The organism is Streptosporangium sp. NPDC002524 (assembly GCF_040295985.1).
Taxonomy (GTDB): domain Bacteria; phylum Actinomycetota; class Actinomycetes; order Streptosporangiales; family Streptosporangiaceae; genus Streptosporangium.
Genome location: NZ_JBEOWK010000005.1, coordinates 284,723 through 309,748 on the forward strand (window position 1 = coordinate 284,723; position 25,026 = coordinate 309,748).

Sequence of the window (25,026 nt, forward strand, 5' to 3'; positions counted from 1 at the left end):
AGCGTCCCGCCGCCCGGTGAGACGGCGGCACGGGAGGAGAGGGCATGAGCCTGCTGTCCATCGAGGGCCTGTGGAAGAACTACCGCGGCCACAGCGTGCTGCGCGGCATCGACCTGGAGGTCGAGCCGCACGAGGTGGTCTGCCTGATCGGCGCCTCCGGCTCCGGCAAGTCCACCCTGCTGCGCTGCGTCAACCTGCTGGAGACCGCCGACGACGGCACGATCACCCTGGACGGTGAGGAGATCACCGACGCCAGGACCGATCCCGACGACGTGCGCAAGCGCATGGGCATCGTGTTCCAGGCGTTCAACCTGTTCCCGCACATGAGCGTGCTGGACAACATCACGCTGGCACCGCGCAAGGTGCACAAGACGGGCAGGAGGCAGGCCGAGGAGCAGGCCCGCGACCTGCTGGCCAGGTTCGGTCTGGCGGACAAGGCGGGCGCCTATCCCGACCAGCTCTCCGGCGGCCAGCAGCAGCGTGCCGCCATCATCAGGGCCCTCGCCACCAAGCCTCGCCTGATGCTGCTGGACGAGGTCACCTCGGCCCTGGACCCGGCGCTGGTCAAGGAGGTGCTCGGGATCATCAGGGAGCTCAAGGAGGGGGGTATGACCATGATCCTCACCACCCACGAGATGGGTTTCTGCCGCGAGATCGCCGACACCGTCTGCTTCCTCGACGGCGGCGTGCTCCTGGAACGAGGCACTCCCGAGCAGATCTTCACCGACCCTCGCGAGCCTCGTACCAGAGAGTTCGTGCAGAGCGTGATCGACGCCCGGCGCCTCTGACCTCTTCCCGCTTCAAAGCTTCAGAGGCGCGCGGTCTCAGCGGCGGTGCCTGCCGCGGGGACCGGCGGTGGATCCTGGGCCGGGGCCGCCGGGAGGGCCGGGCGGAGGTCCGGGCGGCCCAGGTGGTCCGGGAGGCCAGGGAGGTCCGGCAGGTCCGGGAGGCCAGGGCTGGCCCGTCCGCCCGTCCACGGGACCGTACTGGTACTGCCCCGGAGAGGGAGGACGCGCCGGAGGCTCCGGGACGGGCTTCGCCGCCGCGGCGAGGACGCTGTTGCGCCTGCCGTACACCAGGTAGACCAGCACGCCGATGGCCATCCAGATGATGAAGTACAGCCAGGTGATGAGCTGCAGGTTCACCATGAGCCACAGGCAGGCGAGGATCGAGGCGATCGGCACGCCGGGAGAGAGCGGGGTGCGGAAGCCCCGGGGCAGGTCCGGCATCGTCTGCCGCATCCTGACCACCCCGGCGGCCACGGCGATGAAGACGAACAGGGCGCCGATCACGACCAGCGGTTCGAGCGTCAGCACGTCCACGAACTCGGCCAGCAGGATCGCGAGGAAGCCGATGATCAGCGTGACCCTCGTCGGGCTGCGGTAGCTACGGTTGATCTTGGAGAGCGAGCGGGGGATCAGCCCGTCGCGCGCCATGGAGAACAGCACGCGGGTCAGGCCGACGAGCAGCACCAGGACGACGGTGGTGAGGCCGAGCACCGCCCCGACGTTGATGACGTGCACCATGAAGCCCTCGCCCGCCTCGCGGAAGGCACTGGCGAGCGGCGCGTCCGCGGCGATCTTGTCGTACGGGGTCATCCCGACCATGATCACCGCGACCGCGATGTAGATGACCGTGGTGAGCACCAGCCCGCGGATGATGCCCTTCGGGATCGACCGGGGGGCGTCCTCGGACTCCTCGGCGGCGGTGGCCACGACGTCGAACCCGATGTACGCGAAGGTGATGGCCGCCGAGGCGGCGAAGATGCCGAACCAGCCGAACGTGCCCGTCTGGCCGAGGAGGAGGCCGAGCAGCGGGGATTGCAGGGCCTCCTCGGCCTTGCCCGCGGGCACCGCCGGAACCGGGATGGCCGCGAGGTTGCGCTGGTCGAAGTGGAGGGCGCCGACCACGATGACCGCGCCGATGGCCAGCAGCTTGGCGACCACGATGACCCACAGGGTGCGCAGTCCGACGCGGGCCCCCAGGGCGACCACGGCTGTGAGGATCGCCAGGATGAACAGCGTGAAAAGGTCGAAACCCGTGACCTGGCCGACCATGCCCGCGACCACCTCGGGAAGGCGTACGCCGAAGTCGGTGAGCATCTGGGCGGCGTAGAGCGACCAGGCGCGGGCCACCGCGGCCGTGGCCAGCAGGAGTTCCAGGACCAGCGCCCAGCCTACGATCCAGGCCCAGACCTCGCCGAAGATGACGTAGGCGAAGGTGTAGGCGCTTCCCGAGCTCGGCATGGCGGAGGACAGCTCGGCGAAGCAGAAGGCCACGAGCAGGCTGGTGATTCCCGCGATCATGAAGGAGAGGATCACGCCCGGTCCGGCCATGTTCGCCGCCTGACGGGCGGCGAGGCTGAAGATGCCCGCGCCGATCATGACCCCGACGCCGAGGACGATGAGGTCCGCCCCGCGATAGGCCGTGGGGAGGCCGTGGCGCGCACCGGTCAGCCGGCCGGTGGCATGGTCCGGCGGCATGCGGCGAACGATCGACGAGGAAGCACCTTCGGGCACGACGTGACCAATCGTGGTGGGCTGATAACCCTATATTGTGGGACTCGCTTCACAGTGCCGCAGGGGAGTTGCACCGGACAAGGGTTATCCGGTCACGTGGTGGACACCACCGTGTCACGCCGGGATCACCTGTCCGGCGGACACCCTCCGTCACAGGTGAACCGCCCGCTGTCGCGCTGCTTCGGCGTCCGCCCGGCGCGTCCGTCCGGCCTTCTCGGCCGTTGATCCGGCTGTCGACTCCCTGTTTAGTCCCGCCGGTTCAACCGCCGACCACCAGCCACGCCCTGCCGTACGCACGCGTCGAAAGGGTGACCAGCCGGGCCGCCATCCACAGCCCGAGCGCCAGCCAGAGCGCCACCAGGCCACCGCCCCGCAGGTCCACCAGGAGCGCGGCGGGCAGGTAGGCGAGCGTCGTCCACACCCCCGCCCAGGCGAGGTAGCGCCGGTCTCCGGCCCCGATCAGCACGCCGTCCAGCACGAACACCACCCCGGCGACGGGTTGCAGGACGGCCACCACCCAGAGCAGGTCGAGCAGCTCCGCGGCGACGACGGGACCCGCGTCGAACAGCGCGGGCACGAACGGCCTCGCCAGCACGATGAGAAGGCCGAGCAGCACGCCCGAGCCGACTCCCCAGACCACCATCCGCCCGGTCGCGCCGCGGGCTCCCGCCACGTCGCCGGCGCCCAGCGCGCGACCGGTGATCGCCTGCCCGGCGATGGCGATCGCGTCCAGGGCGAACGCCATCAGGGTCCAGATCCTGATGGCGACGGTGTGCGCCTCGATCTGCTGCTCTCCCATGCGGGTGGCCGCGGCGGTCGCGACGGCCAGCACCAGCTGGAGGCATGCCGTACGGATGATCAGAGCGATCCCGGCAGAGCCCGCCGCCCGCACGCCCGCCAGGTCGGGGCGGAACGGCGCACGGTATCGAACGAGGATGAGGAGGAGATAGACGACGGCGGCGAGCGACTGGGCCAGCACCGTGCCCCAGGCCGAGCCCGCGATCCCCCAGCCCAGTACCAGGACGAACACGATGTTGAGCACGGCGTTCAGCGCGAAGGCCCCCACCGACACCAGCAGCGGGGTGGCGGTGTCCTGCATGCCGCGCAGCACGCCCGTGCCCGCGAGCACCAGCAGCATGGCGGGGACGCCCAGCAGGCTGATCCGCAGGTAGGTCACCGCCTGCCGGGCGAGCTCGCCCTCGGCGCCGAGCAGGTGGACCAGCGAGGGGGCGAGCGGCCAGACGACCACGATGATCGCCAGTCCCACCCCGGCGGCGAGCCAGAGGCCGTCCACCCCCTGCCGGAGCGCCCGCCCGGTCTCGCCCGCCCCGATCTGCCGGGCCACCGCCGCGGTCGTGCCGTACGCCAGGAACACGCACAGTCCCACGAGGAAGCTCAGCACCGTGCTCGCCACCCCCAGGGCGCCGAGCGCGGGGGCGGGCAGGCGGCCGACGACGACGGTGTCGGTCAGCAGGAACAGCGGTTCGGCCACCAGGGCGCCGAACGCGGGCAGCGCGAGCCGCAGGATCTGCCTGTCGTGGTCGCGACCCGACCCACCGGACCGGCCGGATCCACCGCGCCGACCCGATCCGCCGAGCGGGTCGGATCCGTCGGACCGGCCGGACCCACCGGAGCGGCCAGATCGACCGGACCGGTCGGATCGGCTGGACCGATCGGGTCGGCCGGACCGATCGGACCGACCGAATCGGCCGGGTCGAGGAGTAAGAGGCACTTATCTATTGTGCCTCTTACCCTCGGGTGGATCTTCGGTGGGATGAACCCCTCAGGGTGTGCCATCAGGGGCGACTTTCGGCGTGTCGCCCCAACTTTCTTTTCTCCACAGGCAGTGGATGATGTTTTCGCTGGTCAGAGCGTTATCCACAGCTGTGGACAAGAGTTATCCACAGTACTGTCCCCAGGGTGCCCACACCTCTGGGGAAGAAGTGCACAGCTTATCCACACCTCTGTCGACAGGCCGCGTTGCCAGCCGGGCGCGAAGCGGCGAAACTGTCACACCGATCGGCTACAAATAGAGATAACGTAACTGTGTTCGAAAGAGGGGGTGTGTGGTGAGCATCGCGGAGCCGCCGGTCTTCGAGCCGAGATTCGAGCGCACCCCACCGAACAACATCGAGGCCGAGCAGTCGGTCCTGGGCGGCATGCTGCTGTCCAAGGACGCCATCGCCGACGTGGTCGAGATCCTGCGGTCCGACGACTTCTACCGTCCGGCCCACCAGATCATCTACGACATCATCACCGACCTCTACGGCCGCGGCGACCCCGCCGACGCCGTCACCATCCTCGACGAGCTGCAGAAGCGGGGCGAGGTCGCCAGGATCGGCGGCGGCGCCTACCTCCACACGCTGACCGCCGTCGTCCCGACCGCGGCCAACGCCGGTTACTACGCGAGGATCGTCCGCGAGCAGGCCATCCTCCGCCGCCTGATCGAGGCCGGCACCCGCATCGTCTCCTACGGCTACGGCGGTCAGGACGAGGAGGTCGACGACCTCGTCGACCGCGCCCAGGCGGAGATCTACAAGGTCACCGAGCGCCGCACCTCCGAGGACTACATCCCGCTGGCCGACATCATGCCGGGCGCCCTCGACGAGCTGGAGGCCATCGGCGGCCGGAGCGGCCAGATGGTCGGAGTCCCCACCGGCTTCCAGGACCTCGACTCCCTCACCAACGGCCTGCACCCCGGCCAGATGATCGTCGTGGCCGCTCGTCCCGCCATCGGCAAGGCGCTCGCTCTCGACACGCCGCTGCCCACTCCCGGCGGCTGGACGACCATGGGGGAGGTCGAGCCGGGTGACCACCTGATCGGTGCGGACGGCAAGCCGACACGGGTGGTCGCGGCGACCGAGGTGATGCAAGGGCGGCCTTGTTACGAGGTGGAGTTCAGCGATGGCACCGTGATCGTCGCGGACGCCCAGCATCAGTGGCGGACGACCACGCGTGCGCGTCGTCGCCAGGACTCGGAGAGCAGGCGGACCTTTTACTGGCCCGCCGAATCCATCGAGCACGTCAGGAGCGCGTACGAGACGTCGATGGCGGAGCCGGACCGGCTCATCACGCATCGGGAAGCCCTGTCGGTTCTGGGTGACGAGTTCCGCAACGTCCTCCACACCGTGCAGAAGGAGGTCGGTGCGTCGGGCAAGGTGCCCATACCCGTCACCGGCCCGGTTCGCCGCTACACGTGGAACGCCCCGGCATACTCGCGCGAGGAGCTTTTCGGAGCGTTGTACGCGCGGATGTCCCAGCCGTTGAACGCTTCCACGACCGCTGCCCACAAGGACGTCGTGACGACCGAGGAGATCGCCCGCACATTGCGCTGCGCCTCGGCGGACAGGCGGCCGAACCACGCGGTGGCCGTCGCGGCGGCGTTCGACCTGCCCGAGCGGGATCTGCCGTTGCCCGCCTATGCGCTCGGAGTATGGCTTGGTGACGGCCACACCGACGGTGCCCGGTTCACCACCATCGACTCGGAGATCGTTCTCAATCTGGAAGCCGAGGGGCTGCGGGTCACCCGCACGAGCTCCGACCTCCTCTACTCACTCGGTCTGCCACATCCGTCGCCCGTGGCGGAGAGGTCCTGCACGGTCTGCGGCGCCCTGTTCGTGCCCCGGACCTCCCAGGTGCGGACGTGCGGCCGCTCGTGCGGAGGAAAGGCCCGTCTGGTGTCGAGTCCGGTTCCGGCACCCACGTGTCCTGACTGCGGTGGCCCGTCCAGCGGTCTGAGACGATGCCAGGCATGCCGAAACCGTCATGGCACGGTGCAGGCCATCCTGCGCACTCTCGGTGTCCTCGGTGACAAGCACATTCCCCAGATCTACCTGCGGGCCTCCGAGGAGCAGCGGCGCGCCCTGCTCGCCGGTCTCCTCGACACCGATGGATATGTCAGCCGTGACGGCCAGATCCAGTTCGGGGTCACCAACAGAAGACTTGCCGAAGACGCCTACGAGCTGATTCTGAGTCTCGGTTACCGGGCGACGATGAGGACACGGACGGTCAAGGGCAGAAGCGCCGACTCCTCCACCTGCTACATGATCAACTTCACGGCGGCGGACAAGGTGTTCCGGCTGTCCCGCAAGGCCGTCCGGCAGGTGACCGCGGTCCATCCGTCGACGCTCGTCCGATACATCGTCGACGTGCGCCCGGTGCCCTCGACGCCGGTGAGGTGCGTGGAAGTCGACAACGCAGACCACATGTACCTTGCCGGAAGAACCGGCATTCCGACGCACAACAGCACGCTTGGCCTGGATTTCGCGAGATCTGCCGCTATTAAGCACGGTATGACGACTGTGGTGTTCTCGCTGGAGATGTCGCGTAACGAGATCACGATGCGTCTGCTGTCGGCCGAGGCGCGGGTGGCGCTGCACGCCATGCGGTCGGGCACGATGACCGACGACGACTGGGCCAAGCTGGCCCGGCGGATGGGCGAGGTGGCCGAGGCCCCGCTCTTCATCGACGACTCGCCCAACATGTCGATGATGGAGATCAGGGCCAAGTGCCGCCGTCTCAAGCAGCGCAACGACCTGCGGTTCGTCATCATCGACTACCTGCAGCTGATGTCCTCCCCGAAGAAGACCGAGAGCCGCCAGAACGAGGTCTCCGAGATCTCCCGGGCCATCAAGCTCCTCGCCAAGGAGCTGGAGGTCCCGGTGATCGCGATCTCCCAGCTCAACCGTGGCCCCGAGCAGCGGACGGACAAGCGGCCCATGGTCAGCGACCTTCGCGAGTCCGGAAGCATCGAGCAGGACGCCGACATGGTCATCCTTCTCCATCGGGAGGACGCCTACGAGCGCGAGTCGCCCAGGGCGGGCGAGGCCGACCTGATCGTGGCCAAGCACCGTAACGGCCCTACCGCCACGGTCACCGTCGCGTTCCAGGGCCACTACAGCCGTTTCGTCGACATGGCCCCTCACTAGGTCTCACATCGCGGGATCCGCGATTCCGCGGGTAGGTGCGGCCGATCATGAGCACTGTACGGGCGATCCGCGATGCCGGGCTCACGGGGCTTCTGCGATCCGTGGAGTGGGACGTGCCGTGGGTCCGCCCGCTCCGGACGTGTTGTCCTGCGGTCGTCCGCGGGGCCGGGCCCGTGGGGCGCGGCAGCGGCATGAACCGGTCCGATCGCCGAAGCGGCTTCCGGATCCGCCGCCGTCAAGCGGCCTCGCCCGTCAAGCTCAAGCCGCCCCGCCCGTCAAGCTGCTCGTCCGTCAAGCTCATGCCGCCTCGTCCGTGGGATCGGGAGTGGGAGCCAGCCGTACGTGGCCGGGCTGGGCCTTCTCGTCGGGGAAGACCCACTTCCGGAGCGCCCAGAAGCGGAAGACCATGGCGATCAGCGTGCCGATGACCTGCGCGCTCACGAAGTCGGCGATCTCCTGGGTCACCAGGCTCACGGCCGGGACCTCCAGGCTGAACGCGTACCGGGAGATCCACAGCGGTGCGGAGCTGAGCACCAGGCCGATGCCGCTGACCAGGAAGAACAGTGCCGCCTCGTGACGGCGCTCGCGGCCGCCCCTGGTCCGGAACGACCATTCGCGATTCAGCACGTAGGACACGATCGTCGCCACGAGCACCGCGATGACCTTCGCGGTCACCGGCTTCGGTTCCAGGACGGTCAGCTTCAGCCCGTAGAACACCGCGTTGTCCACCAGGAACGCGGTCCCGCCCACCACCGCGAACTTCAGCGGCTCACGGTGCTTCAGCGCGAGTGCGTGCAGCGGTGCCGGCAATCTCGTGAGTACTGCTTCTACTATTCGGAGCACCCCCGATCTTCTCACCAGCCGGACACACCGGTGACAAGGGTTCGTCCGGCTGGAACCGTATCTGACGGCGAATCCGCGTGATCATGACCTTTGATGACGCTCTGCGAGAATCGCGCGCCTTGCCGGTGGCACCGGACCTCTGGTCGCGGGTGCGCTCTGGGACGGCGGGATCCCCACCGGGCCGCCCGGCATGTCCCGCGGATTCCGGTGTTTCCGTAGCGACATGTGCTCGCGTGCGTGCGGATCCCACCCGTATCGGAGGAAGTGTCTTCCGGGCGCCCAGTTGTCGGGCCGCTCCGTTACGGTGCGGTCATGGCGAATTTCGTACTGGTCGCGGGCGCGCGGCTCGGGGCGTGGGCGTGGGACGAGGTGGTTCCGTATCTGCGCGCGGCAGGTCAGGGCGTCCACCCGTTGACGCTGTCCGGTCTTGCCGACAAAGCGGGTGTGCCGGCCGGGCAGCAGACCCACGTCCAGGACATAGTCGACGAGGTCGAGGGCCGGGACCTGCGCGACGTCGTCCTGGTGGGGCACAGTTACTCGGGCATTCCGGTCGGTCAGGCCGCGGAGCGGATCGGTGACCGGCTGGCTCATGTGGTCTTCGTCGATTCCAGCGTTCCGGCCGATGGCGAGGCGTTCGTCTCCGCCTGGCCGGACGGCGGGGCGACGGTGAAGGCGTCGATCGCCGAGAACGGAGGATTCTGGCCGCTCGTGACCGCGGCCCACTACGACGGCCAGGATCTCACCGATGAGCAGATCGCACGGATCCTGGACGGCTCGACGCCGCACCCGGGCGCCACGCTGACCGAGCCCGCCGTGCTGTCACGGCCACTCGACGAACTCCCGGCGACGTACGTCCGATGCCTGTTCGACGGAGCCGAGCTCGACGACGACGTGGCCAGGCTGCTGACCGGCAAGCACTGGCGGCTGGTCGAGATGAGCACCGGCCACTGGCCGATGTTCTCCCAGCCGCGCGAGCTGGCGCAGATCTTCCTCCAAGCGGCCGGGGAGTGACCGCGGCCCGCTGAGGGGACGTGTCCGAAGCGCGGATTCCCGGAGTTCTCCGAGGCGCGGACGGTCCGGCGGGACGTACTTCCGCCTTGCCGGTACGCCGCACGAGCCCACTTGTCAGGGATTCCCTGACGTCTTAAGCTGTCAGGGAGATCCTGACAGTAAGGAGAACGCCATGGCATCGCCTGACGCCCTGACCGAACTCGCCCGATGCTCCTTCTGCGGCAAGCCGGACACCGAGGTCGAGAAGCTGGTCGCGGGCGCCGGAGTGCACATCTGCGACGAGTGCGTGACCCTGGCCGCGTCGATCATCGATGAGAGCCTCGGCAGTCCCGCGAAACCGCGCGTGTCCGTCTGGGAGTCGTTGACGGACGAGGAGATGCTGGGTCACATCCCGCGCGTCGCCGCGCACATCGAGCAGGCCGAGGCCGACCTGCGCTCGTGGGTGCAGGAGCTGCGCCGGCGCGGCGTCACCTGGGCCAAGATCGGCGAGGCTCTCGGGATCACCCGCCAGTCCGCCTGGGAGCGCTTCTCCGGCGAGGAGTGACCCCGAGGGCCGGGGCTCTCGGATCGGCGAGGACGGGTCGAGCGGCTTCGCGCGAGGCGGGCACATCCGGCCGCGTCCCCCGGTAGCCAGCGGGCGCACCCGACACGCGTCCCCCGATGGGCTCCCGACGCGCGTCCCCCGGTGAGCTGGCGGGCACATCCGACACGCGTTCCCCGGTGAGCTAGCGGGCGCACCCGCACGGGCAGGACGAGCCGGACGGTTCGGCGGTGTCGGCCCAGTGCAGGGCGATGAACGGCTCGGTACGGCAGGGGTGGTGCACCCGCTCGCGCGTGACGCGGTAGCGGGCGACGACCTCGGGCTCCTCGGTCGAGCGGCGCGGGACGGGCACGGTGAGGGTGCCGATGTCCTGGTCGATGTGGGTGAGCATGCCGTGGCAGGGGCCGCCCAGGCAGATGGCGTTGCGCGGCGGCGCGGCGGTCACGACGGGCCGCCCGGTGTCCGCTCATCGGCGGGTGCGCCGGGGCTGACGCTCAACAGCGTGGCGGCCTCGCCGATCCGAAACGTCGTCACGAACAATCACGATACCCTCGCACATTCCGGCATCAAGAGCCGGTATGCCTGGTAAGCAAAGCATGATCAGCCGCTTTCACATCGCATCTGCGGTAGCGAAAAACGCTCGTGACCCGGTGATTCCGGCGGATGCGCGGGTCCGACTTGACGTGAACCTTGGTTGAGGTACGAACCTGTTCACACGGCGCCGCGAGGGCGCGGACAAGCCCACTGTGACCAGCGGAGGACCGTCATGCCCGAGGAGCCGATCCGGCTAGCGGTGATCATCGGCAGTGTCCGGGAGGGGCGGCTCGGCCCGACCGTCGCGGAGTGGTTCGCGGGCCGGGCCCGCCGGCACGAGGGCCTCGACGTCGACGTCATCGACCTGGCCGAGATCCCCCTGCCGATGGCGCTGCCCCGCTTCGGGGCCGGGCCCGGCGAGGAGGCGGCGCGGGCCCTGGGAGCCCTGACACCACGTCTGGCCAGGGCCGACGCGTTCGCCGTCGTGACGCCCGAGTACAACCACAGCTTCCCCGCCTCGTTGAAGAACGCCATCGACTGGCACGACCGGCAGTGGCACGCCAAGCCGGTCGGTTTCGTCTCCTACGGCGGCATCTCCGGAGGCCTGCGGGCGGTCGAGCAGCTCCGCCTGGTCTTCGCCGAGCTGCACGCGGTCACCGTCCGCGACACCGTCAGCTTCCACGGCGCCTGGAAGCACTTCGACGACAAGGGAGCGCCGACCAGCCCGCGGAGCTGCGACGGCGCGGCCGGGATCCTGCTCGACCAGCTGACCTGGTGGGCACGGACCCTGCGCGAGGGCAGGACCGCCCGCCCCTACACCACCTGACCCGGCCGGGCGCCTCAGGGAATCAGGACGATCTTCCCGGTGGTGCGGCGGGTCGACAGGAGCTCGTGCGCCTTGGCCACCTCGGCCAGCGGCAGCGCCTGGTCCACGAGGACCCTGAGCCGTCCCGCCTCCGTCAGGGCCGTCAGCCGCGACAGGTCGGCCGCCGAGGGGCGCACGCTCACCACCGCGAGCCGTACGCCCAGCTCGGCCGCGCGTTCCGGGGTGATGCCGAGGTTCCTCCCCACCGCTCCGACGAGCAGGCCGCCGGGCTTGAGCGCGGCGGCGGAACGTTCCCCGTACTCGCCCCCCACCAGGTCGAACACCACGTCCACCGGCTCGGTCTCCGCGACGAAGTCGGCGGTGGTGTGGTCGATCAGGGTGTGCGCGCCGAGCTCGCGCAGGAGGTCGTGCTTGGCGGTCCGCGCGGTACCGGTGACGTGCGCGCCGAGAGAGGCGGCGATCTGGACGGCGAGGTGGCCGACCCCTCCTCCGGCGGCGTGGACGAGAACCCGCTGCCCCTCGGTGACGCGGGCGATGCCGACCAGCGCCTGCCAGGCGGTCAGCCCGGCCAGCGGGAGTCCTCCCGCCTGCTCCAGGGGCAGCGTGGCGGGCCGGTGGACGATCTCGTTGGGCGAGGCGAGTACGTACTCGGCGTAGGCGTTGCCGGCGCCGGGGAAGGCGAGCAGGCCCAGCACCTCGTCACCGGGGGCGAACGCGGACACGCCGGGCCCGGTGGACTCGACCGTGCCCGCGACGTCCCAGCCGAGGGTGAAGGGCGGCGGGCCGAGCAGCGGGAAGAGGCCGGAGCGGACCGCTCCGTCGACCGGGTTGACCCCGGCGGCCCCGACCTTGATCAGAACCTGTCCGTGATCCGGCTCCGGCCGGTCGGCCTCGGCGACACCGAGCACGGAAGGGTCGCCGACGGCGGACTGGGTGATGACACGCATCGTGATCTCCTCTGAGGGGAAGCTCTTCGGGACCAATCGTCGGCGATATCGGTATCTCATTGAAAGAAGGCACCTTCTGGAGATATAGGTACCTTATGGAAACCACTTCCCATCTGCGAGAGCACGGCGCCGCCAACGCGTACCTCCGGGAGTGCGGCTCGCGGAAGGTCCTGGAGGCGATCGCCAACAAGTGGACCTGCCTGCTGGTCGACGCCCTGCGGGACGGCCCGGTCCGGTTCGGCGTGCTCCGCCGCAGGATCGACGGGATCACCCAGAAGAGCCTCACCCAGACGTTGCGGAGCATGGAACGCGACGGGATGGTGATCCGCACCGTCTACCCGACGATCCCGCCCCGGGTGGAGTACGAGCTCAGCGCGCTGGGACACAGCGTGGTCACGCTGATGGAGGGCATCAAGAGCTGGTCGGAGAGGCACGTGCCCGAGATCATGGCCGCCCGCGAGCTCTACGACCTCCGCGCGGCCGAGGAACCCAGGCCCGTCCAGGTGAGCTGAGCGGACCCGGACACGGGGGCCTGAGCACACGGGCCTGAACGGGTCGAAGAGCACGCGGGCCTGAGCGGGCCGAAGAGCACGCGGGCCTGAACGGGCCGAAAAGCACGCGGGCCAGAGCGGGTCGAAGAGCACGCGGGCCAGAGCGGGCCAGCACACGCGGGCCAGCCGCACGTGGGCCAGAAGCATGCATGCCTGAGCGCACGGACCCGGGCGCGTCACCGGCCGTCACGCGCGACGGCGCCCGCCACCCGGAGTTCGTGTTCCGGGTGGCGGGCGCCGTCGTCTCCGGGGTCACCGGTGGCTCGTGGCCGCCGTGGATCCCCTCCGCGTCCGGACGCTCACAGCCGCCGCGTGATCCCCGGACGTCCTTCCGCCGACCGCCTACCAGCCGCTGCCGGACCGGTAGAGCTGGCCGCGCACCGCTCCGCCGCCGAACTCGGTGGTGTGCAGGTTGGTGTACCAGTTCTTCGGGTTCTTCTTGATGCCCCGGGCGATGTCGGACTTCACCGACGCGGTGCCGGCGATGCCGGTGACGCCCTTGGGCAGGCCGTTCGTGTCGGCGAAGAAGTCGATCACGACATCGCCGTTCTTGCCCTTCTTGCCGCGGTGGATGTGCCCGTTCGTGGGGGCGGCGAGCCTCTCCCAGATGGTGGCGTAGTAGACCTTCGAGCCCTTGATGCCGACGAGCCACTCGGCGCGGCCGTTCGGGTCGCCGACCTTCTTGCCGGGGGCCGGGACCTCCTGGCGGCCGTCGGCGTTGGAGTGGTAGATGGGGTGCACGCCGCTGGCCAGCACGTTGGCCAGGTTGGTCGGGCTGATCCGGTGCATCTGGGCGCGCACCGCGCCACCCGGGAACTCGGCGGTGTGCAGGTTGAGGTACCAGTTCTTCGGGTTCCTCTTGATCCCGGACAGCAGGCCGCCGTCGTTGATCCTGACGCTGCCGAGGATGGCCTTGCTGCCGCCGGGCAGGGCCTCCATGAAGAAGCCGACCTTCACGTCGCCGTTCTTGCCGGCCTTGCCCTGGTGGATGTGGAACGCGGTGGGGGTGGCCGTTCCCTCCCACCGTACGGCGTAGGAGACCTCGTTGCCGCGGATGCGGACGACGGCGACGGCCTTGCCGTTCTTGTCGCCGACGGCGGGGCCGCCGCTGACCGGTACCTCGTTCTTCCCGAGCAGGGTGCCCGCGAAGTAGGCGTCCGCCGTGCTCGCGGTGGCTGTGCTCGCGGTATCGGACCGCGTAACCGTGGCTGTGCCGGCCTGCGCGGCCGGGGCGAGGCCCGAGGAGAGCAGGGCCGCGGCGATGGCCACGCCGGAGACGGTGAGGGTGCGCTTGGACATCGTGAACCTCTCGTAGCTGTAAGGGGCTGCTGCGTTCTTCAGCCGGTTGTACGGCGCCACGACCGCTAAAGGTTCAACTTTCAAATACGTAAAAATGCACACAGGGAAACGGCCCTCGACCGGCCCTCCCGGTCCGGGGGAGGGCTAGGATGACCCGCTCAGACCGCGACGGTGAGCAGCGTGTCGCCGCCGTTCGTACGCACCTCGAAGCGGTCTATCCCGGCCCGCTCCCAGGCGACCCCGCCGTGCACGTAGAGCGGCTCGGGAGAGCCGGGAACCCCGTAACCCCGCTCGGGCACCGCCCATCCGGTGACCACGCGCCGCTCGCCGGTCCGGGAGACGGCGACCAGCTCGCACTCCAGCGGCCCCTTGACGCCCCTGAGCTCCAGGGCGGCGTGGGTGCCCCAGCCCTTCGTCTCCAGCACCAGGCCGCCGGTGACACCGGTGGCGCCCGCGCCCGCGAGCGGCGTGCCGGCCCGGTAGGCCTCCTCGGCGGGACCGTGCGCGGAGTGGCCGACGGGAACGCTCCCGCTCCCGTTCTCGCCGGAGATCGAGGTGCCCACCGCGATCCCGCCGGCGACCAGGGTGACGGCCGCGGCGGCGCCGATCACGAACGTGCCCCTGCGGGCGCGCCGGTCGGCCGCCTTGCGGCGGCGCAGCAGGTTGACCACCTCGGCGGGACCCTGGTCGCCGGTACGCGTACCGGCGTCGTCGCGCTCGTCCCTCAGGGGGCCGATGCCGGCGAGCGCGCCCGCCACCCCGGACAGCTCCTGCAGCTCGGCGGTGCAGGACCGGCACGTGGCCAGGTGGTCAGAGAAAGCCGTCCGGTCGGGCTCTTCGAGGATGCCCAGGGCGTACGCGCCCACGTCGGTGTGCTCCACCCGCGAGGTCATGCCGTCACCCCTCTCTCCTCAAGGGCGACGCGCAGCGCGCGGAGGGCGTAGTACGCCCTCGATTTCACCGTGCCCACCGGGATGCCGAGCGCCTCGGCGGCGTCGTTCACCGACCGGTCGCGCAGGACCGTCTCGTTGAGGATCTCGCGGTGGGCGGGAGACAGCGAGTCGAGCGCGTCCGACACGACGACCTGTCGCAGAAGGTCTTCCATCTGATCGGGCATGGGCACACTCTCCAGTGGTCCCTCACCCGCCTCGTGGGGACGCGCGTCCTTACGGCGTTGGTCGTCGATCACGATATGTCTCGCGACCGTCGCCAGCCAAGGCATCAGGGACGACGCGTCGGCGTCGAACCGGTCCGCGCTGCGCCAGGCCCGGACCATGGTCTCCTGCACCACGTCCTCGGCCCACTGCACGTCGCCGCGGGTGAGCCGTACGACGAAGGAGAGCAGCGGCCGGTGATACGCCCTGTACAGCTCCGCGACGACCAGCTCGTCGTCGGGGACGTCGACCGGTCGCAGGCGGCGGGACCGGTTCGGCCGGTCACCGGGCCAGGATGAGGCTTTCACGTTGGGGTTCTCTCCGGGGAAATCGGCCGGCGGGGAGGGGCAGGCGCCCTGCCGCGTCATCACGCGCGTCCCGCGGTCCGCGCCGGTCGGTCGCGACCGGCGCGCGGGGCCGCGCCGCCCGGCCCGCCGTGGGCGCGGAGGCCGGGCGGCGGTGCCGCGATCACGGCGGTGCCCGCTGGAGCGGGCCGCCGCGGGGCGTTCACGATCACGCTGTGCCCTCCGAGGGTCGGCCGCCGGACGATTTTCCGGTGTCGGCAGGCAGTACGGCGCCGGATCCCAGAGGGTTCAACAGATCATCTGGATTTTCGATTATCAGCCGAACTAGCTTCCCATAAGGGGAAATAAAGGCTAATTCCGGGCGAAGACACCTCTCCGAACCGGTGGGCCACCATGGTGTCGCCCCACCGGAAGCGACGAGCACGGGATGCGACGCCGGTCCTCACACGGGTGCGCCGACCGGTCCGCGTACGGTCCGCCGGTCCTCGCGCACGGCTGCGACCGTTCCTCGTGCGGGTGCGCGTGCGTCCCGCCGGTGCGGAGGTGAGAGGGGCACGGCGCCCGTCGCCGTGCGGACGCGGGGCGGGTCCTCGCCGTGGCGCCCTGTGCGGGTGCGGGGCGTCGCGTGGCGTACGGATGCCCGGCGACCGGTCCCGTGAGGCGTGTCGCCCGGGCCGCGGCACGCCGTGAGGGCGGGCCGCGGCGATGTCACAGGACCGGGCGGACGTGGGTGATGAGGCGGCCGCCGTCGAAGACGTGCAGGGCGATCTGCGGCGGCAGGTCGTAGTCGACGGGGACCGGGACGTCGAGCTCCCGGTTGAGCCGGAACGTGGAGAAGACCCCCGGGGCGACCGACAGCGGCAGGTCCGCGAAGGTGGTGCTCGCCGCGGTGTGCGCGTGACCGGCGACGACGGCCACCACCTGCGGGTGCCGCCGCACGACCGCCTCCAGCCGCTCCGGGTTCCGCAGCCGGATCGCGTCCACGTACGGGATGCCCAGCGACACCGGCGGGTGGTGCATGCCGACGACGGCCGGGGTGTCCGGGTTCTCGGCGAGCACGCCGTTCAGCCAGGTGACCGTCTCGTCCTCCAGGAAGCCCTCCGGCCGCCCGGGGACGCTGGAGTCGCACAGCGCGACGGTGAGCCCGTCGAGCCTGAGGACCTGGTTGACCGGGCCGTCGCCGTCCTCGTCGCCGTCGAGCAGCGCCTTGCGGAACGCCGGGCGGACGTCGTGGTTACCCGGGCAGATGATCGTCGGATAGCGCGTGGTCAGCAGCTCACGCGCGATCTCGTACTCCTCGATCAGGCCGTTGTCGGCGATGTCGCCGGTCACCATGACCGCGTCCAGGGGACCGGGCAGGTTCTCCAGGTGCCGCATGACGGATCGGGTCCTGTCGATGCTGCGGGGGGAACCGTCGATGTGGACGTCACTTACGTGCGCCAGGATCAGCATCAATCAAGAGTGACATATCCGGCTTCCCGTCGCCGGACATCCGGGACGGACGGCAGGAACGCACCGGGCGCGGAAAGCCGGTGTGAGAGGAAGCCGGACAGGACGGGCCGCGACATCGGGCCGAACGGCGAGGCCGGGCGTCCGAGCGCGACGCAGGACGAGGACAGGGACAGGGCGAGATACGACACGGAACGACGGCGAAGCCGGACAGGACGAGGCGCGACGCGGGACGAGAGCGAAGCCGGACAGGACAAGTCACGACGCGGGACGAGGGCGAAGCCGAACAGGACGAGACACGACGCCGGGTCAGGCGGTGGAGCCGCCGTCCACCACGATGTCGGCGCCGACCACGAAGGCCGCGTCCTCGGAGGCGAGCCACAGGACGCTGCCGGTGATCTCGTCGAGGGAGCCGACCCTGCCGATCGGGAGCTGCCTGCTGATCCGCTCGGCCCGGTCGGCCTCCGTCTCGCCCGGCCGCATGGACATCGAGGTGTCGTGCGGCCCCGGGCTGATCGCGTTGATCCTGACCCCCCGGCCGATGTACTCCAGGGCGGCGGTGCGCGTCAGCGCCGTCACCCCGGCCTTGGAGGCCGCGTAGGCGCCGAGGCCCGGTATGCGCTTGTGCGTCCCCACCTGGGAGGCGACGTTGACGATGACCCCGCCGCCACCGGCCAGCATCGCCGGGATCTCGTGCTTCATCGCGAGGAAGACGCCGGTCAGGTTGACGCCGACGACCCGGGCGAAGTCCTCCTCGGGCAGGTCGGCGACCTCGCCCATCGCGAAGACCCCCGCGTTGTTGATCGCGACGTCCAGCCCGCCGTGCCGCGCCACGACCCGCTCGACCAGCCCGGCGACCGAGGCGGAGTCGGAGACGTCCGCGACGAGGGCGGAGGCCCGGCCGCCGTCCGACTCGATCAGCTTCACGGTCTGCTCCAGCGCCTCCGGGCCCCGGGCGGCCACCACGACGCGGGCGCCCTCGCGGGCGAACCCGCGGGCGACGGCCCTGCCGATGCCCGTCCCGCCCCCGGTCACCAGAACCACCTTGTCCTGAAATTTCATGATGTCCTCATAACAGATTGATCAGTCCAGAATGGTGAGAGCCTGGGCGGCGGCGTCACGCAGCCGTGCCGGGTCGGAGGTCCCCTTGCCCGTGAGCCGCAACCCCTGCAGGAAGACCAGCAGGAAGCCCGCCAGCGCCCGCGGGTCGCGGCCGGCGGGCAGCTCCCCCTGCGCCCGCGCCCTGGTGAGCGCCGACGCCAGCGCGGTCTCCAGCGCGGTCCACTCGCCGTCCACGCACCGGGCCACCCGCTCGTCGCCGGGGAGCATCTCCGCCGCCGCGTTCCCGATCATGCAGCCCCGCCGCCCCGCGTCCCCGACGGAGTCGCGGACGTAGCCCTCCACCAGCTCCCGTACGGCGGGAAGCGCGGGTCCCGGGCGCGAGAGCGTCTCCATGTAGAGCGGGCGGCGGATCTCCCGGTAGCGCCGCAGCGCCCGGAGGTAGAGCTCGTGCTTGCCGCCGAACGTGGCGTACAGGCTGGCCCGGCCGATCCCCAGGTGCTCCACCAGGTCGCTCACCGACGTCGCCTCGTAGCCGCGCTCCCAGAACAGGTCGAGCGCCGCCCGAAGGGCGGCGTCCGGGTCGAACTCCTTCGTCCTCACCATGCGCAGAAACGTAGAACAATCTGGAACGGACAGTCAAATAAGCCGGGGTCCGCCCCTGCCCCTCGTAAGGGACGGACCCCGGCGTCTTGGCGGCCGCACGCTACTCCCAGCGGAACATCCGAGCGGCCAGTCCGACCGTCACCAGCACGGTCACCGCCATCACCACCAGGTGCAGCGGCTGCGGCGCGTGTCCCGCCCACGTGTCACGGAGCGCGTCGGCGAACGGCGCCATCGGCAGGAAGTCCCCGATCCGCCGCACCAGGTCGGGCATGAGGTCGCGGGGGATCCACATCCCGGCCATGAACATCAGCGGGAACATCAGCAGCGAGCCGATGCCCGGCGCCACCTTCGCGTTGGGCGCCACCGCGGCGATCAGCAGGCCCAGGCCCAGCAGCGAGGCCGTGCCGAGCACGAACACCCCCGCGAAGGCGAACGGGCTCCTGGGCGGGACGGAGCCGAGGACGAGATAGCCCAGGCCGACCAGGAGGACGGTGGCGACGATCGCCACCGCGAGGTTGTTGACGACCTGGGCGACCAGCAGCCGGACCGGGTTGACCGGGGTGGTGGACATCCGGCGCAGCACGCCGCTCTCCCGGTAGGTCACCAGCGTCGCCGGCAGGACGGTCAGCGCCATCGTCACCACGGCCAGGATCACCATCATGGCGGGCAGCTGGGTGTCGATGACCCGCTCCCCGCCCAGCTCGGGGACCTTGTCCTGGTAGCCGGGGATCTGCCCGAGCGCGAGCAGGAGGACGAGAGGCAGCATCACCGAGAAGATCGGGCCGGCCGGGTCCCGCAGGAAGAGCTTGGCCTCGGTCAGGAGCATCTTGTTCATGAGGAGATCTTCTTTCCGGTGAGGCTGAGGAAGGCGTCGTCGAGGGTGGCCTGCTCCATGCGCAGGTCGGTGGGCACGACACCGGCGGCGGAGAGGACGGACGTGACCGCCAGGAGCAGGTTGCCGGTGCCGGTGACCGCGACCTGCCCGCCGCTGCGGCTCACCCCGGTGACCTCGGGCAGGGCTTCGAGCCGCGAGTCGTCGAGCGGCCCGGACAGCCGGAACCTGACGGTCTGCCGAGCGCCGACCATGCCGATCAGGCCGGACGGGGTGTCCATCGCGACCACCCGGCCGGAGTCGATCAGCGCGAGCCGGTCGCAGAGCCGCTCGGCCTCCTCCATGAAGTGGGTGACCAGCAGGATCGTCACGCCGTCCTCGCGGATGCGCTCGATGAGCTCCCAGGTGTCGCGCCGGGCCTGGGGGTCCAGGCCGGTGGTGAGCTCGTCCAGGATCGCCACGCGGGGGTTGCCGACCAGCGCCAGCGCGATCGAGAGCCGCTGCTGCTGGCCGCCGGAGAGCTTGCCGTAGGGGGTGTCGCGCTTGTCGGCGAGCCCGACGCGCTCCAGCAGACTCCCCCAGTCCGCCGGGGCCCGGTAGAAGGACGCGTACAGGTCGAGCGCCTCCCACACCTTGAGCTTCTCCGGCAGCGTGGAGCTCTGCAGCTGGACCCCCAGCTGTTCCCTGAGCTCGGTGCGGTGCAGACCTCCGAGCACGCTGACGGTGCCGGAGTCGGGGACGCGCAGGCCGGCGACGCACTCCACGGTGGTCGTCTTGCCGGCGCCGTTGGGGCCGAGAACGCCGAAGATCTCGCCCTCTTCCACGGTGAACGAGACGTCGTCCACCGCCAGCTGGTCGCGGTACTGCTTGCGGAGGTTGCTGACCTCGATGACCTTCATGCTCGACGACGCTACGAGCCGCGCCGCGCCCGGAGAATCCGTCTACACCCCCGGCGGGGACGGGCCAGGCACCCGAGGGGGGTGTGGCTACCTCCACCCCCCGGCGGCGCCCGCCACCACTGGGCACGCGCGGCGGGATCGCCGACACTTGGACCCATGAGGACATACGCGGTGGCGGTGGGGAAGGCGCTCGCCCTGGGGGCGACGGCGCTGGTGGACGTCGTCCTGGTGGTGCTGTCCCTGGTCGGGTTCGTGTTGGCGTTCGGCCTGGGGATGGTCTTCATGTTCCCCCCCACGGCCCATCTGGTCCGGCACCGCACCGCACTCGCCAGAAGGCTGAACGGCACGTGGTTCGGGACCGCCGTGCCGGCGCCCTACCTGCCCCCGCCGCTGCCGGCACGGCCCCAGCCCGACGGCTGGTACCGCCACGAGCGCCAGCTCTACAAGACGCCGAAGTGGCCCGACTGGAACAACCGCTGGAAGTGGATCGTCGGCGACCCGGCCACCTGGCGGGACGGGCTCTGGCTCTTCCTCAACCCGGTGGTCGTCTGCGCCCTCCCGCTGCTGTCCCTCACCCTGGCCGGGTGCGCCGTCCTGGCGGCGTGGTCCGCGGCCCCGCCGGTGCTGCCCCTCGCCCTGGGAGGCGCCTCGGCCGCCGCGCTCGCCGCGACGCCGCGCCTGCTGCGGGCGTACGCGTGGTGGAACCACCTGCTGCTGTCCCCCACGGAGAAGTCCGTGCTCGCGGCGCGGATCCAGCGGCTCGACCAGGCGCGCCTGGCGACGGTCGACTCCCAGGCCTCCGAGCTGCGGCGGATCGAACGCGACCTGCACGACGGGGCGCAGGCGAGGCTCGTCGCGATGGGCATGACGCTCGGCGCGGTCGAGGAGCTGATGGACAAGGACCCCGCGGCGGCCAAGGCGCTGCTCGGCAAGGTCAGGGAGGCCTCCTCCACGGCGCTCGTCGAGCTGCGCGACCTCGTCAAGGGCATCCACCCGCCGGTCCTGGCCGAGCGCGGCCTCGGCGACGCCGTGCGCGCCCTCGCGATGGACAGCCCGCTGAAGGTCACGGTCACCGTGGACCTGGACACCCGCCCCGACTCGCCCGTGGAGTCGGCCGCCTACTTCTCGATCAGCGAGCTCCTCACCAACGCGGCCCGGCACGGCGGCGCCGAGCGGGTGTGGATCGACATCAGCAGCAACGACCACGCGCTGCGCGTGGTGGTCACCGACGACGGCTCGGGGGGCGCCGACCCGGCCCTGGGCAGCGGCCTGCGCGGCATCGAGCGCAGGCTGGCGGCCTTCGACGGGGTGCTCGCGGTCAACAGCCCGCGGGGCGGCCCGACCACCGCCACGTTCGACCTGCCCTATGCCATGAGGGAGAAGGGCCCGGACTGCACGCCGTCCCTGCCCCGCGGCAAGGCCACCATCGTCGGGATCTGCTGGGGGATCGGCTGGCTCCCGCTCTTCCCGCAGGGACTGGTGGCGATGTTCATGAAGCTCTTCGACGTCGAGAACCGCAGCTGGTTCCTCGCGCTCTACCTGCCCGAGCTGCTGCAGTGGCCGCTGATCGTCTTCAACGTCCTCCTGGGCCTGTCCATGTACGCCGCGGGCATGCTCATCCCCGTCATGCACGCCCGCCAGCAGCGGCTGGCGGAGGTCCTGCCGACCCGCCTATGGTTGGGCCGGTGAGCCCGAGAGTCGTCATCGCCGAAGACCTGTACCTCCTGCGAGACGGCCTGGTCCACCTGCTCCAGGCGCACGACTTCGAGGTGGTGGCCGCCGTCGAGTCGGGGCCCGAGCTGCTGAGGGCGCTCACCGGTCTGCGGCCCGACGTGGCGGTGGTCGACGTGCGCCTCCCGCCCACGTTCACCGACGAGGGGCTCCAGGCCGCGCTCGCGGCGCGCCGGGCCGTCCCCGGCCTGCCGGTGCTCGTGCTGTCCCAGCACGTCGAGCAGCTGTACGCGCGAGAGCTCCTGGCCGACGGCTCGGGGGCGATCGGCTATCTCCTCAAGGACCGGGTCTTCAACGCCGAGCAGTTCGTCGACGCGGTCCGCCGGGTCGCCGCGGGCGGCACCGCGATGGACCCCGAGGTGATCGCCAAACTGCTGGCCAGCACCGCCAGGCACCAGCCGCTCGGCGCGCTCACCCCGCGCGAGCGCGAGGTGCTGGAGCTGATGGCCGAGGGCCGCTCCAACGCGGCCATCTCCCAGCGGCTGTTCCTCAGCGAGAGCGCGGTCGGCAAGCACACGGCCAGCATCTTCTCCAAGCTCGACCTCGCCCCCTCCGACGACGACAACCGCCGCGTGCTCGCCGTCCTGACCTACCTCAACGCCGCCCGCGGCTGACCCTCCCGCTCCTCGCCGTCCCGACCTACCTCAACGCCGCCCGCGGCTGACGCTCCCGCTCCTCGCCGTCCTGACCTTCCTCAACGCCGCCCGCGGCTGACGCTCCCGCTCCTCGCCGTCCCGACCCGTCCCGGCCCGTCTCGACGCCACCCGCGCCGACGCCCCCGCGGCCCCCTTCCCGCCCCCCTTTTCCCCGGCCGGGTAACGGTTCTGTCGGTCTCAGCGGATAACGTGCTGTGGAGTACGGCTTCCGCGTGTGGGGTGCCGTTCGGGACGAAGGGATGATCAGGTGAAGTTCCGGGTTAACCGTGATGTCCTGGCCGACGCGGTGGCCTGGGTGGCCCGGGTGCTGCCGAACCGGCCGGCCGTTCCCGTCCTCTCCGGCCTGCTCCTGGAGGCCGACGACGGAGACCTCGTGCTCTCGGCCTTCGACTACGACGTCTCCGCCCGCGTCTCGATCGACGCGGTCGTGGCGGAGCCCGGCCGGGTGCTCATCCCGGGCCGGATCCTCGCGGAGATCACCCGTAGCCTGCCCGGCGAGGTGGTGGAGGTGCTCACCAGCGGCTCCGAGGCGGTCCTGACCTGCGGAAGCGCGGAGTTCGGCCTGCTGACCATGCCGGTCGAGGACTTCCCGTCCCTCCCCGAGATGCCACCGAAGATCGGCGCGGTCGGCGGCGTGGTCTTCGCGAGCGCGGTCGGTCAGGTGGCCCCGGCGGCCAGCCGCGACGAGAGCCTCCCCATGCTGACCGGCATCCGGGTCGACATCTCCGGCGACGACGTGACCATGGCCGCCACCGACCGCTACCGCATCGCGGCCAGGGAGTTCGGCTGGCGCCCCGAGACGGCCGGTGCCACGGCCGCCGCGATGGTGCCCGCGCGGGTGCTCGTCGACGTGGCCAGGTCGCTGCGCGGCGGCGAGGTCTCGGTGGCGCTGGGCGACGGCGTGGCCGGTTTCGAGAGCGTCGGCCGGGCCACCACGGTCCGCCTGCTCGACGAGCAGTTCATCGACTACCGCTCGCGGCTGACCGACGACTGGTCGATCCGGGCCGACCTGCCGGTGGCGCCGTTCATCGACGCGATCAAGCGGGTGGCGCTGGTCGCCGAGCGCAACACCGCGGTCCGGCTCTCCTTCGGCCAGGGGCAGGTCCTCATCCAGGCGGGCGGCGGCGACATCGGCAGGGGCACCGAGGTCGTCGACGCCGAGCTGTCCGGCGGCGACATCCAGATCGCCTTCCAGTCCCAGTTCCTGCTCGACGGCCTGAGCGGGGTCGAGACCGAGCTCGTCCGGCTCAACATGGAGTCGCCGAGCCGCCCGGCCCTCATCACGGAGGTTCCCGGCGACGCCGCCCCCTCCTTCCGCTACCTCGTGATGTCCCTGCGCCTGCCCTGATCACCCGGCGCCCCGGGCACAAGGACGCGTCCGCTTGATCGCCCGGTGCCCCGGGCAAGGCCATGTGACGTCCGCCCGACCGCCCGGCGACCCGGGTACGGCAAGCCACGTGACGTCCGCCCGATCACCCGGCGCCCCGCCCTGAGACCCGGAACCATGCCAGGCACAGGATCGGTGATCTCATGACGCGGGCCCCCTCACCAGCCGGTGAGGGGGCCCGCGTCACGAGAGGGCGAGGAGGACAGGGCTCAGAGAGAGAGCTCCTGCTCCTCCGTCAGGGCGATCAGGATGTGCTCCATGCACGCGTGACCCGCGCGCTCGGCGGCGGCGGCGTCACCGACGGCGATGGCGCGGGCGATCGCCTCGTGCGGGATGTACGTGCTGTTCAGGGTGCTGTTCAACGAGGTGCCCGCGGCGGTGATGCTGGCGCGCAGCGCCGCCGAGAAGTCCTCGTAGAGATCGATCAGCACGAGGTTGTGGGTGGCGCGAACGACCGCCATGTGGAAGGCGAGGTCGGCCTCGACGAACGTGTCGGGCTCTCCTCTCTCCCAGGCCCGCTCCCGCTCGGCCAGCGCCGCCTCGATCCCGGCGATGTCGGCCTCGGTGCGCCGGGTGGCGGCGAGCCTCGCGGCCTCCACCTCCAGCGCGCGCCGCACCTCCAGGATCTCGAGCTGCTCGGCGGTGCGCAGCCGCCGCAGCATGGCCCCGGAGAGCTCGCTCGTGGCACGGACGTACGTCCCGTCGCCCTGGCGGCACTCCAGCAACCCGGCGTGGGTGAGCGCGCGCACCGCCTCGCGCACGGTGTTGCGCCCCACCCCGAGCTGCTCGGCGAGCACGGTCTCGGTAGGAATCTTCGCGTGCATCTGCCAGGAGTTAGAAGTGATCTGCTCCTTGAGTTGATCGATCACTTGGTCGACGAGGGATGCTCGCTGCGCCGTACGCAGACTCACCGTCCGCCTCCTCCGGAGAAACCAATCATCCTACGAAT

The 25,026-nt window shown here is 70.7% G+C and carries 23 protein-coding genes; 9 read left to right on the forward strand and 14 right to left on the reverse strand.

The window, feature by feature from the left end; translation table 11 throughout:
* Positions 1–44 precede the first annotated feature (44 nt).
* Positions 45–788, forward strand: a complete 744-nt coding sequence (locus ABT053_RS10670) for an amino acid ABC transporter ATP-binding protein (RefSeq protein ID WP_350968677.1) — start codon at positions 45–47, stop codon at positions 786–788.
* 36 nt (positions 789–824) lie between these two features.
* Here ABT053_RS10670 and ABT053_RS10675 read toward each other — a convergent pair whose 3' ends face one another.
* Positions 825–2,483, reverse strand: a complete 1,659-nt coding sequence (locus ABT053_RS10675; RefSeq protein ID WP_350968678.1) for an APC family permease — start codon at positions 2,481–2,483, stop codon at positions 825–827.
* 295 nt (positions 2,484–2,778) lie between these two features.
* On the reverse strand, positions 2,779–4,047 hold the full coding sequence (locus ABT053_RS10680) for an MATE family efflux transporter (protein ID WP_350968833.1): 1,269 nt from the start codon (positions 4,045–4,047) through the stop codon (positions 2,779–2,781).
* Positions 4,048–4,588: 541 nt separating this feature from the next.
* Here ABT053_RS10680 and dnaB point away from each other — a divergent pair.
* Complete coding sequence (gene dnaB / locus ABT053_RS10685; RefSeq protein ID WP_350968679.1) at positions 4,589–7,447, forward strand: replicative DNA helicase; 2,859 nt, start codon at positions 4,589–4,591, stop codon at positions 7,445–7,447.
* A gap of 297 nt (positions 7,448–7,744) precedes the next feature.
* Here dnaB and ABT053_RS10690 read toward each other — a convergent pair whose 3' ends face one another.
* On the reverse strand, positions 7,745–8,257 hold the full coding sequence (locus ABT053_RS10690; protein WP_350968680.1) for a GtrA family protein: 513 nt from the start codon (positions 8,255–8,257) through the stop codon (positions 7,745–7,747).
* A 345-nt stretch (positions 8,258–8,602) separates the two neighbouring features.
* Here ABT053_RS10690 and ABT053_RS10695 point away from each other — a divergent pair, with 345 nt between their 5' ends.
* Together ABT053_RS10695 and ABT053_RS10700 are read left to right on the forward strand one after the other, a co-directional pair.
* The gene (locus ABT053_RS10695; RefSeq protein WP_350968681.1) at positions 8,603–9,301 is read left to right on the forward strand and encodes an alpha/beta fold hydrolase; all 699 of its coding nucleotides are present in this window, start codon (positions 8,603–8,605) and stop codon (positions 9,299–9,301) included.
* Positions 9,302–9,473: 172 nt separating this feature from the next.
* Positions 9,474–9,845, forward strand: coding sequence for a ClpX C4-type zinc finger protein (locus ABT053_RS10700; RefSeq protein ID WP_350968682.1), 372 nt, complete (start codon positions 9,474–9,476; stop codon positions 9,843–9,845).
* A 181-nt stretch (positions 9,846–10,026) separates the two neighbouring features.
* Here the strand turns inward: ABT053_RS10700 and ABT053_RS10705 are convergent, their stop codons facing one another.
* Positions 10,027–10,287, reverse strand: coding sequence for a hypothetical protein (locus tag ABT053_RS10705; RefSeq protein WP_350968684.1), 261 nt, complete (start codon positions 10,285–10,287; stop codon positions 10,027–10,029).
* A gap of 321 nt (positions 10,288–10,608) precedes the next feature.
* Between ABT053_RS10705 and ABT053_RS10710 the strand changes: the two genes are divergently transcribed.
* Complete coding sequence (locus ABT053_RS10710; protein WP_350968685.1) at positions 10,609–11,202, forward strand: NADPH-dependent FMN reductase; 594 nt, start codon at positions 10,609–10,611, stop codon at positions 11,200–11,202.
* 14 nt (positions 11,203–11,216) lie between these two features.
* Here the strand turns inward: ABT053_RS10710 and ABT053_RS10715 are convergent, their stop codons facing one another.
* Complete coding sequence (locus tag ABT053_RS10715) at positions 11,217–12,149, reverse strand: NADP-dependent oxidoreductase (RefSeq protein WP_350968686.1); 933 nt, start codon at positions 12,147–12,149, stop codon at positions 11,217–11,219.
* Between the two features lie 95 nt (positions 12,150–12,244).
* Between ABT053_RS10715 and ABT053_RS10720 the strand changes: the two genes are divergently transcribed.
* Entirely contained in the window at positions 12,245–12,661 is a 417-nt protein-coding gene (locus tag ABT053_RS10720; protein ID WP_350968687.1) for a winged helix-turn-helix transcriptional regulator, read from the forward strand.
* A gap of 381 nt (positions 12,662–13,042) precedes the next feature.
* Here ABT053_RS10720 and ABT053_RS10725 read toward each other — a convergent pair whose 3' ends face one another.
* From ABT053_RS10725 to ABT053_RS10760, 8 genes are all read right to left on the reverse strand, one after another.
* Positions 13,043–14,083, reverse strand: a complete 1,041-nt coding sequence (locus tag ABT053_RS10725; protein WP_350968688.1) for a CHRD domain-containing protein — start codon at positions 14,081–14,083, stop codon at positions 13,043–13,045.
* A 74-nt stretch (positions 14,084–14,157) separates the two neighbouring features.
* Positions 14,158–14,892: an anti-sigma factor family protein gene (locus ABT053_RS10730; RefSeq protein ID WP_350968689.1), complete on the reverse strand. Its 735-nt coding sequence runs from the start codon at positions 14,890–14,892 to the stop codon at positions 14,158–14,160.
* On the reverse strand, positions 14,889–15,461 hold the full coding sequence (locus ABT053_RS10735) for a sigma-70 family RNA polymerase sigma factor (protein WP_502991723.1): 573 nt from the start codon (positions 15,459–15,461) through the stop codon (positions 14,889–14,891). The genes ABT053_RS10730 and ABT053_RS10735 overlap by 4 nt, the downstream gene beginning before the upstream one ends.
* Before the next feature lie 705 nt (positions 15,462–16,166).
* A complete protein-coding gene (locus ABT053_RS10740; protein ID WP_350968690.1) occupies positions 16,167–16,910 on the reverse strand; it encodes a phosphodiesterase in 744 nt (247 codons plus the stop codon).
* A 306-nt stretch (positions 16,911–17,216) separates the two neighbouring features.
* On the reverse strand, positions 17,217–17,969 hold the full coding sequence (locus tag ABT053_RS10745; RefSeq protein ID WP_350968691.1) for an SDR family NAD(P)-dependent oxidoreductase: 753 nt from the start codon (positions 17,967–17,969) through the stop codon (positions 17,217–17,219).
* 21 nt (positions 17,970–17,990) lie between these two features.
* Positions 17,991–18,572: a TetR/AcrR family transcriptional regulator gene (locus ABT053_RS10750; RefSeq protein WP_350968692.1), complete on the reverse strand. Its 582-nt coding sequence runs from the start codon at positions 18,570–18,572 to the stop codon at positions 17,991–17,993.
* 100 nt (positions 18,573–18,672) lie between these two features.
* Positions 18,673–19,407 carry an ABC transporter permease gene (locus ABT053_RS10755; RefSeq protein WP_350968693.1) on the reverse strand — a complete coding sequence of 245 codons (735 nt, stop codon included), beginning with the start codon at positions 19,405–19,407 and terminating at the stop codon, positions 18,673–18,675.
* Positions 19,404–20,303, reverse strand: a complete 900-nt coding sequence (locus tag ABT053_RS10760) for an ABC transporter ATP-binding protein (protein ID WP_350968694.1) — start codon at positions 20,301–20,303, stop codon at positions 19,404–19,406. The genes ABT053_RS10755 and ABT053_RS10760 overlap by 4 nt, the downstream gene beginning before the upstream one ends.
* Positions 20,304–20,459: 156 nt before the next feature.
* Here ABT053_RS10760 and ABT053_RS10765 point away from each other — a divergent pair, with 156 nt between their 5' ends.
* The 3 genes from ABT053_RS10765 (at position 20,460) to dnaN (ending at position 24,038) form a co-directional block, all read left to right on the forward strand.
* On the forward strand, positions 20,460–21,992 hold the full coding sequence (locus ABT053_RS10765) for a sensor histidine kinase (protein ID WP_350968695.1): 1,533 nt from the start codon (positions 20,460–20,462) through the stop codon (positions 21,990–21,992).
* Positions 21,989–22,648 (forward strand): LuxR C-terminal-related transcriptional regulator, encoded by a 660-nt coding sequence (locus ABT053_RS10770; RefSeq protein ID WP_350968696.1) that lies wholly within the window; start codon positions 21,989–21,991, stop codon positions 22,646–22,648. The genes ABT053_RS10765 and ABT053_RS10770 overlap by 4 nt, the downstream gene beginning before the upstream one ends.
* A gap of 289 nt (positions 22,649–22,937) precedes the next feature.
* The gene (dnaN, locus tag ABT053_RS10775; protein ID WP_350968697.1) at positions 22,938–24,038 is read left to right on the forward strand and encodes a DNA polymerase III subunit beta; all 1,101 of its coding nucleotides are present in this window, start codon (positions 22,938–22,940) and stop codon (positions 24,036–24,038) included.
* A 248-nt stretch (positions 24,039–24,286) separates the two neighbouring features.
* On the opposite strand, the gene ABT053_RS10780 is transcribed toward dnaN, so the two are convergent.
* A complete protein-coding gene (locus ABT053_RS10780) occupies positions 24,287–24,988 on the reverse strand; it encodes a FadR/GntR family transcriptional regulator (protein WP_350968698.1) in 702 nt (233 codons plus the stop codon).
* Positions 24,989–25,026 lie beyond the last annotated feature (38 nt).